Origin of the sequence: Peribacillus sp. NPDC097284 (genome assembly GCF_044761765.1) — a bacterium.
In the GTDB taxonomy this organism is placed as follows: domain Bacteria; phylum Bacillota; class Bacilli; order Bacillales; family DSM-1321; genus Peribacillus.
Map to the genome: position 1 here is coordinate 19,344 of NZ_JBIWCZ010000004.1, position 13,686 is coordinate 33,029.

Annotated in this window: 18 protein-coding genes; 8 read left to right on the forward strand and 10 right to left on the reverse strand. The window is 42.1% G+C overall.

The annotated features are described in order from the left end of the window. The first annotated feature begins 205 nt into the window (after window positions 1–205). Window positions 206–1,297 (forward strand): FUSC family protein, encoded by a 1,092-nt coding sequence (locus ACIQXU_RS09995; RefSeq protein WP_402871399.1) that lies wholly within the window; start codon window positions 206–208, stop codon window positions 1,295–1,297. Between the two features lie 267 nt (window positions 1,298–1,564). Beyond that, complete coding sequence (locus ACIQXU_RS10000; protein WP_402871402.1) at window positions 1,565–2,485, forward strand: EamA family transporter; 921 nt, start codon at window positions 1,565–1,567, stop codon at window positions 2,483–2,485. A gap of 500 nt (window positions 2,486–2,985) precedes the next feature. On the opposite strand, the gene ACIQXU_RS10005 is transcribed toward ACIQXU_RS10000, so the two are convergent. The 5 genes from ACIQXU_RS10005 to fabL all read right to left on the reverse strand — a co-directional run bounded on the left by ACIQXU_RS10005 (window position 2,986) and on the right by fabL (window position 7,157). Continuing rightward, window positions 2,986–4,731: an ABC transporter ATP-binding protein gene (locus ACIQXU_RS10005; RefSeq protein ID WP_402871405.1), complete on the reverse strand. Its 1,746-nt coding sequence runs from the start codon at window positions 4,729–4,731 to the stop codon at window positions 2,986–2,988. A gap of 113 nt (window positions 4,732–4,844) precedes the next feature. After that, window positions 4,845–5,375: a nucleoside tri-diphosphate phosphatase gene (gene ntdP / locus ACIQXU_RS10010; protein ID WP_402871408.1), complete on the reverse strand. Its 531-nt coding sequence runs from the start codon at window positions 5,373–5,375 to the stop codon at window positions 4,845–4,847. Between the two features lie 226 nt (window positions 5,376–5,601). After that, entirely contained in the window at window positions 5,602–5,856 is a 255-nt protein-coding gene (locus ACIQXU_RS10015) for a YgaB family protein (RefSeq protein ID WP_402988851.1), read from the reverse strand. 304 nt (window positions 5,857–6,160) lie between these two features. Next, window positions 6,161–6,337: a gamma-type small acid-soluble spore protein gene (locus tag ACIQXU_RS10020; protein ID WP_402988854.1), complete on the reverse strand. Its 177-nt coding sequence runs from the start codon at window positions 6,335–6,337 to the stop codon at window positions 6,161–6,163. A 70-nt stretch (window positions 6,338–6,407) separates the two neighbouring features. Beyond that, the gene (gene fabL / locus ACIQXU_RS10025) at window positions 6,408–7,157 is read right to left on the reverse strand and encodes an enoyl-[acyl-carrier-protein] reductase FabL (RefSeq protein ID WP_402988857.1); all 750 of its coding nucleotides are present in this window, start codon (window positions 7,155–7,157) and stop codon (window positions 6,408–6,410) included. A gap of 64 nt (window positions 7,158–7,221) precedes the next feature. Between fabL and ACIQXU_RS10030 the strand changes: the two genes are divergently transcribed. Next, complete coding sequence (locus tag ACIQXU_RS10030; RefSeq protein ID WP_402871421.1) at window positions 7,222–7,446, forward strand: hypothetical protein; 225 nt, start codon at window positions 7,222–7,224, stop codon at window positions 7,444–7,446. 112 nt (window positions 7,447–7,558) lie between these two features. Here the strand turns inward: ACIQXU_RS10030 and mutY are convergent, their stop codons facing one another. Beyond that, the gene (mutY, locus tag ACIQXU_RS10035; RefSeq protein WP_402871422.1) at window positions 7,559–8,671 is read right to left on the reverse strand and encodes an A/G-specific adenine glycosylase; all 1,113 of its coding nucleotides are present in this window, start codon (window positions 8,669–8,671) and stop codon (window positions 7,559–7,561) included. Between the two features lie 200 nt (window positions 8,672–8,871). Between mutY and ACIQXU_RS10040 the strand changes: the two genes are divergently transcribed. Beyond that, window positions 8,872–9,849: a metal-dependent hydrolase gene (locus ACIQXU_RS10040; RefSeq protein ID WP_402871425.1), complete on the forward strand. Its 978-nt coding sequence runs from the start codon at window positions 8,872–8,874 to the stop codon at window positions 9,847–9,849. A gap of 61 nt (window positions 9,850–9,910) precedes the next feature. Here the strand turns inward: ACIQXU_RS10040 and ACIQXU_RS10045 are convergent, their stop codons facing one another. Further along, on the reverse strand, window positions 9,911–10,177 hold the full coding sequence (locus tag ACIQXU_RS10045) for a YfhJ family protein (protein ID WP_402871428.1): 267 nt from the start codon (window positions 10,175–10,177) through the stop codon (window positions 9,911–9,913). 113 nt (window positions 10,178–10,290) lie between these two features. On the opposite strand from ACIQXU_RS10045, the gene ACIQXU_RS10050 reads away from it, so the two are divergent. Then, window positions 10,291–10,446 carry a small, acid-soluble spore protein K gene (locus tag ACIQXU_RS10050; RefSeq protein ID WP_402871431.1) on the forward strand — a complete coding sequence of 52 codons (156 nt, stop codon included), beginning with the start codon at window positions 10,291–10,293 and terminating at the stop codon, window positions 10,444–10,446. A 42-nt stretch (window positions 10,447–10,488) separates the two neighbouring features. On the opposite strand, the gene ACIQXU_RS10055 is transcribed toward ACIQXU_RS10050, so the two are convergent. Together ACIQXU_RS10055 and recX are read right to left on the reverse strand one after the other, a co-directional pair. Further along, entirely contained in the window at window positions 10,489–10,800 is a 312-nt protein-coding gene (locus tag ACIQXU_RS10055; protein ID WP_402871434.1) for a YfhH family protein, read from the reverse strand. Window positions 10,801–10,873: 73 nt separating this feature from the next. After that, the gene (gene recX / locus ACIQXU_RS10060) at window positions 10,874–11,671 is read right to left on the reverse strand and encodes a recombination regulator RecX (protein ID WP_402871436.1); all 798 of its coding nucleotides are present in this window, start codon (window positions 11,669–11,671) and stop codon (window positions 10,874–10,876) included. A gap of 124 nt (window positions 11,672–11,795) precedes the next feature. Between recX and ACIQXU_RS10065 the strand changes: the two genes are divergently transcribed. The 3 genes from ACIQXU_RS10065 (at window position 11,796) to ACIQXU_RS10075 (ending at window position 13,178) form a co-directional block, all read left to right on the forward strand. Beyond that, window positions 11,796–12,704, forward strand: a complete 909-nt coding sequence (locus ACIQXU_RS10065; protein WP_402989386.1) for a TIGR01777 family oxidoreductase — start codon at window positions 11,796–11,798, stop codon at window positions 12,702–12,704. 53 nt (window positions 12,705–12,757) lie between these two features. Next, the gene (locus tag ACIQXU_RS10070) at window positions 12,758–12,880 is read left to right on the forward strand and encodes a YfhE family protein (protein WP_402871438.1); all 123 of its coding nucleotides are present in this window, start codon (window positions 12,758–12,760) and stop codon (window positions 12,878–12,880) included. A gap of 112 nt (window positions 12,881–12,992) precedes the next feature. Continuing rightward, window positions 12,993–13,178 (forward strand): YfhD family protein, encoded by a 186-nt coding sequence (locus ACIQXU_RS10075; protein ID WP_402871439.1) that lies wholly within the window; start codon window positions 12,993–12,995, stop codon window positions 13,176–13,178. A 259-nt stretch (window positions 13,179–13,437) separates the two neighbouring features. Here the strand turns inward: ACIQXU_RS10075 and ACIQXU_RS10080 are convergent, their stop codons facing one another. Next, window positions 13,438–13,629, reverse strand: coding sequence for a hypothetical protein (locus ACIQXU_RS10080; protein ID WP_402871442.1), 192 nt, complete (start codon window positions 13,627–13,629; stop codon window positions 13,438–13,440). Window positions 13,630–13,686 lie beyond the last annotated feature (57 nt).

The window sequence follows — 13,686 nt, forward strand, 5'->3', positions numbered from 1 at the left end:
TCATAAAATCTTCATTTTTTCCCTTCCGTAAAAAGCTTATAATTACTTTTACGGCTGCTTTGCTCCATTACTTTTTGTTTACAACATTAAAAATTAGTGTAAAGTACTAACATATAAGTTAGAATACAACTTTACGAATATCCTGTATAAAGAAAGAGCTTCTTATCAGGAACAATAACATCACAAAGAAAGGATTTACCTATATATGAAGTTTGGTGCCCGCATTCTCAAAACAGGAATAGCGATTGTTTTAGCGCTTTATATTTCGGAACTGCTTAATCTTCCTGCTCCTGTCCTTTCTGGGATTGCTGCTATTTTTGCCATCCAGCCCACCATCTATCGTTCTTACCAGACGGTGCTGGAACAAATTCAAGGAAATATCATCGGTGCCTTAGTCGCCATTTCCTTCGTTTTATTGTTTGGTAATGATATTTTCATTATCGGATTGGCCGTAATGGTAGTCATTACGATAAATCTGAAATTGAAAATGGATAAGACGATCGTACTTTCCATCGTGACGGTTATTGCCATTATGGAAAGCCAAGAAGGAGAATTTTTAAACTTTGCATTTGTGCGTCTTTCATCCGTCTTACTTGGGATTATTGCTTCATTTATTGTCAATCTCGTTTTCATCCCGCCAAAGTATGAGGCAAAGCTATATACGCGCATAACCGATGTGACAGAAGATATTTTGAAATGGATCCGAATAAGCACTAGGCATGCTACAGAACATACCTTATTGAAAAAGGATATTAGCAGATTAAAAGAAGATTTGCTTGATTTAGAGCATATCTATTCCATGTATAAAGAAGAACGTGAATATTTCAAAAAGAAAAGTGTAGCTAAATCAAGGAAGCTTGTCGTGTATCGTCAAATGATCATCACGACGAAAAAGGCGTTTGAGACCTTGAGAAGGATTCATAAATTCGAGAATGAAATCTATCATATGCCTGAAGACTTCCAGAAGACGATTTTACATCATCTTGATTCCCTCATACGTAAGCATGAGCAGCTGATTTTATTGCATATCGAAAAAATCAAAAACATTGAGGAAATCGATGATTGGGATCAGGGTTCCCTCAGCCGCAAAGACCTTCTTGCCCTCTTCTTTGAGCAACAAAACGAAGTCGACGAAATGCATGATGACCTCGGGCATCTTTCCGCCCGCCTTGTTCCATTGATTTCTTACATCATTGAGTATGACGAACAATTGGAGCATCTCGAAAAGCTGATTGTCAGCTTCCAATCCTTCCATAAAGATGAGAATGAAGTGTCTATCCAATATGAAGAAGATTAATAGAGAGACGGTTCACTAGATAACCGTCTCTTCTTTTATGTTGGGCTCCCAATATTTTCTCTCTGATATATGTGAATAGTCTAACTATATAGAAAATATCATTCCCCATTGACATTTATTCACAAACGAATTAAGCTAAGATAACTCAACAATAATGTTTAAACTCAGCACTTGCTGAGAGACGGAATTTTAAAAGGATTTCCTTTTTTCGTTCGTCACTTGCCATCTAGGCAGGTGGCGATTTTTATTTTTTAGGGGTGAAAAAACATGCAACTTTTGAAGTATTCTATAATGGTTTTAATTGGTTCCATCTCATACGGCACATTATCCACCATGATGAAATTCGGATTCAAGGATGGTCATTCTTCCGGGGACCTAGTCGGCAGTCAATATTTGATTGGATGGCTGATCGTCGCCGTTTTGTTCCTTTTTTCGTTTAAATATAAAATTTCTTGGAAAAATGCCGGTTTGCTTGCCATTACTGGGATGATGTCCGCTTTTGTCGGAAAAGCCTACGCGGTGGCTGTTGCGGAGCTTCCGGCTTCCATTGCCGTAGTATTTTTATTTCAGTTCACCTGGATTGGTGTCCTTATTGAAAGCATCATAAACAAAAGACGTCCAGATCGAAGCAAGGTCCTGGCCATCTGCTTGCTCTTTATCGGGACATTATTTGCAGGTGCCATCTTTGGCCAGCCTCTCTCTGCCCTTAGTTTGACGGGGGTATTATTCGGGCTTCTGTCTGCCTTGCTCTTTGCTCTTTACATGTTCTGCAACTCTAAGTTCGCCGTTGAAGAGCCCTCGATGAAACGTTTGTTTTTCATTGCGACAGGTGCCATGCTGACTGCGGTATTCACAACCAATCCGGTAACGCTTGCCACCAATCTTGTCGAAACCAACCTTTGGCAATTCGGTCTATTGCTCGGTACACTTGGTGTTGTGGTTCCCTTCTTTTTCTTTGCCGTCAGTATGCCGAAAGTCGGCGTCGGCCTGGGGACGATCCTATGTGCCGCAGAATTGCCTTCCGCGATGGTCGTTTCCGTCATCTTCCTTGGAGAAGGCGTAACATCCCTTCAATGGTTTGGAATGTTCTTGATTATCGTCGGAATCGCCTTGCCGGAGTATTTAAAGTATTTGTTGAAAAAGACTCATACCAAGAAAAAGCCTTTGCACGAAAAAAGGGTTTCTTAATGTAACATTCATACGAAAAAAAGAGAAGGATAGCTGAAGCAACTATTATTTGCCTCAGCTATCCTTTTTGCCGTTTCAGTATAATGCCTTGATGGATAATAATAGACATATACATGCTAACGTAAAGAAAAGAACCGAAATTTTGAGATTCTTTCTCATATTAAATCCGTAGGCACTAAAGAAGATGGCAGCGGCTAATTTGGCAAAACCTTTGAAATAAGCATGATCTGAAAAAAGAGTACTGCTAAAAACAACGGAAATCACCAAAGTTACAAAGATTAGAATTTTAAACCACAATGGCTCTCTCAGGAAATGTCTAACCATAAATTTTATCCGCTGCATGATTGTATAACTCCCCTTCGATACTCTTTATTAACTAATTGTATGGTATTTTTCACAAGTTTATTAGAATACTCTGCCCCGAAATTCATCTGCATCCTATGTATTCCACAATGATCAAAAAGACCATCCCGCAACAGCGAGATGATCTTTTTTTGATGTCAGTTATCCAATTGCTGCACCTGAAAGAGTTTATAATAATTACCTTGTTTTTGCATGAGCTCTTCGTGTGAGCCGATTTCAGTTATTTCCCCGTTATCGATATGGACAATTCGATCGGCATGCGTGATGGTGGAGAGACGGTGCGCCACGATGATCGTGGTTCGGTCCTTCGCCAATATATCAAGGGCTTCTTGAATATTATGTTCACTTTCCAGGTCAAGGGCCGATGTTGCTTCATCCAGGACAAGGATCGGTGGGTTTTTTAGAAAGACCCTGGCGATGGCTACCCGTTGCTTTTGGCCACCTGAAAGTTTCACGCCCCGCTCGCCCACTTTCGTATCATAGCCTTCTTTCAATCCCATAATGAATTCATGGGCGTTGGCTGCTTTGGCGGCTGCAAATACCTCTTCGTCAGTGGCGTCGGGTTTCCCCATCAGGATATTGGCCTTCACAGATTCACTGAATAAGATGTTATCTTGCAGCACCATCCCAATTTTATCGCGCAAGCTTCGAACTTGATAGTTCCGGATATCGGTTCCGTCCAGTAAAACGGCCCCTTCCGTAACATCATAGAACCGGGAAATCAAACTGACGATGGAGGATTTTCCCCCACCACTCATGCCGACAAGTGCAATGGTTTCGCCAGGCAACACATCCAGGTTGATATGTTTTAGAACAGGTGCCTCCTTCTCGTCATAAGCAAACGAGACATCCTTGAAGGTGATCCGTCCGTCCACATGTTTCAGTTCTTTTGAATCCGGGGCATCATCGATATCGTACTTCTCATCCACGAACTCGAATACCCGGTCCATGGAAGCCAATGTTTGGGTCATCGTCGTCGATGAATTGACTACGCGACGTAGAGGATTATAAAGCCTGTCTATGAACCCGACGAAGGCGACCATCGTTCCGAGTGTCAGCTGCCCCTGTATGACTTGATATCCGGCAAAGCCAATCACCAGTAATGGGGCAATGTCCGTAATCGTATTCACGACGGCAAACGATTTTGCATTCCAGCTTGTATGCTTGAGTGCCTTATCGAGGAAATTTTTATTCTGCTTCGCAAACAGTTCCTGCTCGCGGTCTTCTATCGCAAAACTTTTGATGACAGACATCCCCGAGACACGCTCGTGAAGATGACTCTGCACATCGGCCAGAGCTTGTGACCGTACTCTCGTATAGATCCTAAGCTTGCCGAAGAAATGCTTGATTGAAAACGCATAAAAAGGCAGCATGAGAATCGAGACGATCGTCAGCTTCACATCCATCGTAAACATGATCACAATGACAATGGCGATGGTGGCGATATCGAGCCAAAGGTTCATCAGGCCCGTAATCACAAAATTCTTCGTTTGCTCGACATCGGTGATCATCCTTGAGATGACCTCGCCCACCCTCGTATTGGAATAATATTTAAAACTTAATTTTTGTACATGAGTGAATAAATTATTGCGAATATCATATAAAATCTTCGTTCCGGTCCATTGGGCAAAATACTGTCGGTAATATTCAATTGGAGGCCTTATTGCCACGAAAATGAATACCATGATGCCCATCGCCCACAGGAGGTGTTCGGTTTTCTCTTCCGTTGTCAGATTTCCATTAATGATGTCATCCACAACATATTTACTTAATAAAGGAATCAACAGTGGAATTCCGAATTTTAACAGACCTATGAAGACTGTCCCGATAATCTGCCATTTATATGGCTTAACGAATTGCATATATCTCTTAATGCTGCCCACGGGGTCCCTCCATTTTCATCTATTTTCTCTTCTTACTATACCCTATTACCCTTGATCGACCGACCATCTGCAAAAGAAAAAGCCTGCAATGTTAGCAGCAGGCCATCTCACTGTTATCGATACGTTAAAAAACGTTCATACCAACTATCAATGAATTCCGCTGAGAATGGTCCCTTTCTCTGGCGAATCATATATATTAGATAGTCTACATTCTGCTTTAAAATTTTATCGATAGCTTCAGGATAATTCATTTCTTTCGAATGTCTTTCATATTCATCCTCATCCAGCAAATTAAACGTCATATCTGGGAATACTTTGATGTCCAGGTCATAATCAATGTATTTCAGTGCTTCTGGATCGTATGTGAACGGAGAACTGATATTACAGTAGTAATACACCCCGTCCTCTCTCAACATGCCAATCACATTAAACCAATACTTTGAATGAAAGTAACAAATCGCCGGTTCCCTTGTGATCCAGGTCCTACCATCAGATTCCGTCACGATCGTTCGGTCATTGGCCGCAATCACCAAGTTTTGAGTTCCCTTCAAGACGGTGGTTTCTTCCCAGATACGATGGATATGTCCATTATGTTTATAGCTTTGGATTTGGATTTTTCCTCCTTCAGCAGGAACAATCCCCATTTATCTCTCCCTACTTTCTATAGACACCTTCAACGTACTGTGCCCTATTCCGTTACAATCGTGTGGATTCGTTTATATACATTTTTCCATTTACCCTATATTCCTATATTATAGCGATTTATTCGGAAATTTAAAACAAAAGAGGCTAATCTACAGTAAAAATGTGTAAAAAGATTAAAAAAAGCAATCTTTTTCCTCATTCTCATCTGAAAATTAGCCAATGTTTTTATTGAACTGCCGCTTGTTCCTGTTGATAACATCGAATGACATCCTCCGTTTGCCGCTCGAACGTTTCATGAATCGTCTTCAATTCCAATTTTCTATGTTGAATTTCTTCTTGAACGGTGACCGCTTTATCTTCTTCCTGATTCGCAAGGAATTTTTTCTCTATATCTTGATATCTTTCGATTTCGGATTGTACATATAAAAGTCGTTCCATCGTTTTCAACTGGGCGTTAATGAGCCGGTTAAATTCCTCCATATTTGCACCATCCTACATCTGTATTTTTCCCATAGTATGTATATTCTATTTATTTACAGCATTTCCTTTTACATTTAATTTAAATTATCCCTTCTCTAAATTTTAACAAAATCCCCTTTTATCTATATTCGTCTGCGCGGGAAAAAGTGAATGTTAAGAGTAACCTTAAAAAATGGACGAGAGCTAGGGCGCCAAGCGTGAAGTGGAACTAACATCAATTTAAGGTATAGGTTTTCCATGGCAATTGATCACAATAAAAAGGCACCCTTCATAAGAAGGATGCCTGGTCGTGGTTGGAGTTCAATTACCCTTGGCTTTTTTTGCTTTGGGATTTTTGATTTTGCTGTTTCACATCTTGTACATTTGTTTCACTCGCAAACTCTGTACCGTATTGGCCTTGGCCTTGTTGAGATTGCGCGTTTTGTTTTTTAACTTGTTGGATGTCAGTACCTGATTGTGTTTTGTTGTTGTAATTAGCCATTGATATCACCTCCACGGTAATAAGATATCCATCATCACCGTGGTCTATCCGGCTAATTTTTACCAATTACTTAGACGAGCAGGGAAATTCCGCCATCGACGATGATCGTTTGCCCACGGATCATGCTTGATTCGTCCGCTATCAAGAAGAGAATCGTATTCACCATATCCTCCACTTCGACCATCCGTCCTGCAGGTGTTTGTTCAGCGGCTTCCGCAAGCATTTGTTCGCGGTTTGGGAATGACTTTAAGGCATCCGTATCAATGACACCGCCTGAAACCGCATTGACGCAAATGTTTCTTGAAGCCAATTCCACGGCCAAATACCTTGTCAATGCTTCGAGTGCAGCTTTTGATACTCCGACTGCGGTATAGTTTTTCAGATATCGGATCGAACCGAGTGAACTGATGCTGACAATTTTACCTCCGCCGTTCCTTTCCATTAACTTTGCCGCTTCCTGGGCACAAAATAGAAGGGCTTTCGTATTGATATCCATGGTCCAGTCCCAATGTGTTTCTTCAAGCTCCATTAAAGGACGCTGTACGCCAGATGCCGCATTATTGATGAAAACATCCAAACGCCCGTAATGGGCATCGATTTCGGCGAACATGTTCTTCACTTTTGCGACATCGCCGACATTGGCCTTTACGACAAGCGCTTTCCGCCCCATGGCTTCGATTTCAGCAGCTACTTCTAATGCTTTGGACTTGCTCCGGGCATAATTAATAACAAGGTCGTACCCTTCTTTTGCAAGCCGTAATGCCGTGCTTCTTCCTAGACCCTTACTGCTACCTGTAACGAGTGCTACTTTTTGTTCCATATGTTTATTCCATCCTTTCTGAGTGAACATTAAAGTATAACGAATAAAAAAGGAGTGTGTGTCTATGTATGTTGGACGAGATATGACAGAGTTGTCCATGATGGAGAAATCGGATTGGGAAAATAGCGAGCTTGCCTATTTTCATCACTCCCTTCAACAAATGGTACCTTATTTGAACCAAGAAGGACAGAGTATCCATAAGGAAATCGTTCAAGAAATCGAAAGAAGAGGCGGGCTGAAAAGACAGGAAGCCGATTACACTCATGGTACCGAGACAACCTACGATTGACTTGAATTTAATGAAAGATGCCGAAAGCAAAGCTTTTCGGCATCTTCTTTGTTGAGTTCATTCTAAAATATATTTACGTTAAGCAGTTTTTTCTTCATAAGGCAAAATTGAATTAGCCCCTATCGTTATAGGCTTTCATCATCTTTTGGTGAGAGACTGGAAATGCAAATTCCTCCATCGCCTCTTTACTCACCCACTTCAGCTGATTTTCCGCTAAGATGTCATCACCGATTGGTTCCTTCACCACTCCGGTATACGTATCCATCTTCCATACCAGATGGGAAAAGACATGTTCAATTTTGACGAGCGAATCGATTAGTTCCGGTTTGCTACCGTAAGTCTCAAGAAAACGCGCCTCAAAAAATTCCCGTTTATGTTGAAGGGTTGTGTGAATCTCGAAGTTCGGGTATTCCCAAAGGTTCGCAAGCAATCCTTCCGACGCCCGCTTGTGAATGAGGAATTCACCTTTTTCATTCGTCAAAATCGCAGCAACGATTGGTACGTCACGCGACTTTTTCTTTTGGATCTTGACCGGCAGCTCTGACTGTACTCCCTCCTCAAATGCCAGGCAATGGCTTTGTACAGGGCATAACAGGCAGGCTGGCTTGCCTGGCGTGCAAATGAGTGCACCCAGTTCCATCAGGGCCTGATTGAACTCAGACGTATGATTGGGATCGATTAGCTTGCGTACGGCGACCTCGAAGGTTTTCCTCGTCTTCGGCTTAGCGATGTCTTCATAGATCATCAAGATCCGGGACAACACACGCATGACATTTCCATCGACGGCCGGTTCTGGCTTTCCATAGGCAATGCTTAGGATCGCTCCGGCCGTATAAGGTCCGACACCCTTCAGTTTCGAGATTTCCTCCGGGCTATCCGGGACAATCCCATTATAGGATGCTTGGACTTCCTGGACAGCACTATGCAGATTGCGGACCCTTGAATAATAACCAAGGCCTTCCCACGCTTTTAATACCTTTTCCTCATCGGCAACCGCGAATTCACCAAGAGTGGGGAACCAGTCCATAAACCGGTTAAAATACGGGATGACGGTATCCACCCTGGTTTGCTGCAGCATGATTTCAGAAACCCATACCCTGTATGGATCCTTATTTTCACGCCATGGCAAATCCCTTTGTTCTTCAAGGAACCAGTTGACCAAATCTTTCTGAAACGCTTCAATATTTACTTTTTCTATGGTTGGGATCATTATTTCTTTCGCCATTTTGTTCCTCCAAAGATGTTAACTCTTATTAAAAAAGGGAATACACCATAATGGGCATTCTTTTTTAACAGGCACTCATTTCGTTTTATTGTAAGGGGCAAGGTAAGAAAGTCAAATATATTCATTTGATTGATAATATATAAATACGGTATGATGGAAAGAAGACATATTTTTCTATATTGTGGCAGGGAGGTTTTGCTTTGGATACAGGCACTCACTTTGTCATGGGGATTGCTCTTGGAGGACTTGCCACATTAGATCCTGTTATTGCGCAAAGCCCCATTACTTTCAGTGCAGTAATGGCTGGTACGGTTTTGGGTTCGCAAGCTCCTGACATCGACACCATTCTAAAATTAAAAAATAACGCTGTTTATATACGAAATCACCGGGGAATCACGCATTCGATTCCTGCCGTGTTACTTTGGCCCCTGCTTATTAGTGGCACCCTTTACATGATCATGCCTGAAACGAATTACCTTCATTTATGGCTATGGACATTTCTGGCCGTATTCCTGCATGTTTTCGTCGATATCTTCAACGCCTATGGGACACAGGCGCTACGGCCCATTTCCTCGAATTGGGTGGCACTCGGGGTCATCAATACGTTCGACCCGTTCATCTTCGGGATCCATGTTGGCGGCTTGATATTATGGGGATATGGTTTTCCCCCTGGTTATCTATTTCTGACGATGTATGCCATACTCGTTCTTTATTATCTCGCCCGTTTCAGGGAAAGAGCATTCGTAAAGAGGGCAGTTAGACAGCAGATTCCCGGTGCCCGGAAAATTCTCTTATCACCAACGATGAGCTATCACCGCTGGAGAATAGCCGTGACTGCCGAAAAGCATTATTATGTGGCCCGGGCTGATCGAGGCTACGTGACGATTCTTGATACGTTTGATCGAATCCCGCTTCCTGAAAGCAAAGTTCTTGAAGCCGCCAAGCATGATATCAATTTGGCAGCCTTTCTCTCTTTTTCCCCCGTCTACAGATGGGAAATTGAGCAGAACAAGGATTATTATGAAGTCCGGTTCATCGATTTAAGGTACCGCAGCAACGGTTATTATCCTTTTGTCGCCGTTGTTCATTTAGACGATGACTTGAATATCTTGAATTCATTTACCGGCTGGATTTTTAGTGAAGCGAAACTCAAGAAGAAATTGAATATCATTTTGTAGTACCTTCATAAGAAAAAAAGGCTGATTCCGAGGGGGAAATCCCCAATGGAATCAGCTTTTTTTAATGAATTTGGTTCTGTTGATCCAGTAAATGCTTATATTTAGGATTTTTTGCAATGAATTCGTGGAATCGTTCCCCGTAGTTGTCGATCCAAGTCTGGACAACTCGTGATGTCATTTCTTCGCCCGCATATTCATGTCCCGCTTTCGCATAGGTCGCCTCGAAATCTTCCCATAATAATTCAACCCAAGTTAGAGCCTGCTCATACGTTATGTGATCATTTTTCTCGAGCAAAATCTTGGTTAATCTTTCATGGTAATCATTCATCTAAACCACCCCGTTGCCAATATTTTTACAGACTGAATTTTACTGTTCCTTACCCATACTAGTAGAGAACAGAAACACTTTTTTACTTATTCTAATGCTTGGAGGAGAAAAACTTGAGAAATAAACAAAAAGGTTTTCCTAACCAAAACAATAATAAATTCCAAGGCGAACCTCGCGCAAAGGCGAGATATGCTTCAAAACGGGCGGATGGCAGCATCAATACACATCCACAAGAACGTATGAAAGCTTCAAGCGAAAGAACGGAATAAAGATACTACCAAAAGGAATCGGGTTCGTCACGATTCCTTTTTTTATTTCAACATCGAAATGGGCAACGCTTCCTCTTTCCCACTTCCACCTAAACGGTATCCCCAGGCAAAAACGCCATTCATATAATCAATTTTGAAGTAGACACCTGGGTCGCCTTCAACTTGATAAATTTCACCTTTTTTAAAATCATCCGGATTTAACAGATAGGCTTTAGCCATGGTCACTTTCCGTTCCAATACGGAATATTCGTTGACCATTCCCAGTTGCTCGGCTTTTCTCGCCTTTTCCGTCAGTGTGGCAATTTCTTGCTGCAGCTCGTAATCCGACATCGTGCTATATCTTACCTCGCTCATATATAAGGCTCCTTAATTAATAATATGTACTTCTATATTAAACAAAATTATGCGTTTTGGCTATGCATGTACCTTAATCGACATCAGAATCGTTCAAATAGCGGTCGATCAATTCGATGGGGAACCCTTTTCGATATAGTGCCTGCTTCATCTTCTGCTTATACTCAAAGCCTTCATAGTTCCGGTAACGGCGTTGAAGTTTTTCGGCATGATGCGTAAGCGAGGTCCATTGCTCATCCTCGTCTTTTTCCACGCCCACCTCTTCCAAGGCCTCGTGTATGATGTCCCGGGGATATCCTTTACGGGCTAATGTTTGTTCCACTTTTTGCTGTAATGCCCGTTCCGAGATATTCTTTTCTTTCCTGATCGACTTTTCGGCAAGCTTTCTTGCATGCTCCACTTGAATCTCGTGGGGGTATTCCAACAAAGCTTGTTCGATCAGCTTATCCTGAATCCCTTTTTCCTTCAGCTCCTGCTTTAGCGTGATTGGTCCTTTATTGCCACCGTTCACATGCGTCCGGACATATGCCTTGGCAAAATCGAGATCGTCGAGATAGTGAAAGCTGTACAGCTTATGTATCGCTTCTTTTATAATCGGTTCTTCGATATCCTTCTTTTTTAAATACAGGCGGACTTCCGATTCTGAACGCATGCGGTAGGATAAATAATGGAGGGCATCGGTAAACGCCTTTTGTATTTCATCATGAAACTGCACTTCGGCAAGAAGCAAATCATCGAGTACCGTGCCTTTTTTCAACTGAAACTTCAGAAGGACCTCTTCGTCCACACTGAACGCATATTTTTCATCGACAAATATATTGTAACGGTCTGTCCTTTTCTTTTGGGTCGTTATTTTCGTTATGTTCGGCATACTTTCCACCCCCTTCTTACTTTACCCGTTTCTGTGAACCTTTTCTAGACAAGCACGTCCAAAAATGAAAAAAGAACCCGAGCGTGTTACAGTGAAGGAAAGACAGAAAAAGGATGTGATTTTCATGAAAATAGCCATTGCCGGGGGAAGCGGTTTTGTCGGCACTGCCCTTATTGACGAATTATTAAAAGAAAATCATGAATTATATATATTGACCAGGCATCCAGATAAATATGATAAGCAAGAGCATATTCATTACGTAGGCTGGCTAAGCGCAGGATCAAGCCCTGAGAGACAGTTGGAAGATCTTGATGTGTTCATCAACCTAGCCGGGGAGTCATTAAATAGCGGTCGTTGGACACAGGAACGGAAACGGACGATTGTCGAAAGCCGGGTCGAGACTTCCAAGGAAATGAACCGGATCCTCTCCAAGCTTCCGAAAAAAATCCCGTGCCTGATCAATGCCAGCGCAGTGGGATACTATGGCATATCCGACCAGGAAACCTTTACAGAGGAATCGGATTCCATCGGGGAGGACTTTCTGGCCCGCACCGTCAAGCTATGGGAAAAAGAGGCGATGAAATCAAGCCCCTACTGCGAACGTGTCGTCCTCACAAGATTTGGCGTAATCCTGGGGAAAAAAAAAGGGGCACTCCCCATGATGACCCTTCCCTACAAACTTTTCGGCGGTGGAAAAATCGGCAAAGGTACCCAATGGCTTTCCTGGATTCATATTCAAGACGTCGCCCGTGCGGTTTCTTTTTGCATGAAGGAAAAGAATATCCAGGGACCAGTCAATTTCACAGCGCCAAACCCCGTTCAAATGGATACGTTCGGTAAAACGATTGGCGCCGTCATGAAACGGCCTCACTGGTTCCCGGTCCCTCCATTCCTTCTAAAAACCGCACTCGGCGAAATGAGCATCCTGGTCCTTGAAGGGCAAAAGGTCCTACCAAGCAAACTAATGAAGGAGGAATTCACATTCTCCTTTCCCACTCTTAAAATGGCCCTAGAAGATATTTTACATGTATGATTGAAGTTATTTGGGAAAAAATAGGATTATCACATGAATTGGAGATGATCTAAATGGCGAAAAAAACGGATAAAGAAAAAAGTTTCCTAACAAGCATGCAAGAGATCACTTACTCTCGCGAATTCAAACAAGCAGATCGAGCCGGCGGTTTTACAGAAAAGAAACCCCGTCGTTAAGTTTGGCGCTTTTTTCCGTACATGATGATCTACCATTCAACACACAATAAGCTGGAGATGATTTAAATCAAATCATTTCCAGCTTATTTACTTTCATCGAGGGGGCGCTAACATGGGACGAAATAACATTCACCATAATCGGGATAAAAACAAACAAAAACTGCCACAGGTACCTAAAAACCTTAAAAGTGACGGAATTGATGTCGAATTTTCTACCGAACTAGCCGACCAAGATGATATGGAGGCTCAAGCGCGCGCCAATGCCGCTGACCGCCGGGCCCATAACCGTAAATCATAGCGTTTAGAGGAGGCTGTTTTTTCAACAGCCTCCTTCTTATACACACCATCTTATCCACAGCCCTGTTAATATTGTGGATATTTTCTGAATATACCGATAAATAATGGGTAATACGACACCTCTTGATTATATGAAAATAATGTAAATTATGGATAACTCTGTGGATAATGTGGATAACAAGCTATATTCCTTGAATCGTAAGCTTTTTACATGTGGATAACATTTAAAAGGAGACTCCTATGACTGGAGTCTCCTTTTCTTATTCATTCACTAATTCAACTAATGAATCGATCATCACCCATTGTTGCCTTAGACGGTATTCTGTGGATTTTTCATAAACCAATTTGCTTGCGGCAGCTTGATCGCTTTCGGCATTCACTAAACTGCGTCCTTCGAGAATGGAATGTTCATCGACGACCGCATGCCATGCAATTCGAAATGACTTACTCAATTTGTTCCCCCCATTATGTTTTCTCATGTTGTCCTTTATTTTATCGGCCACTCGGAT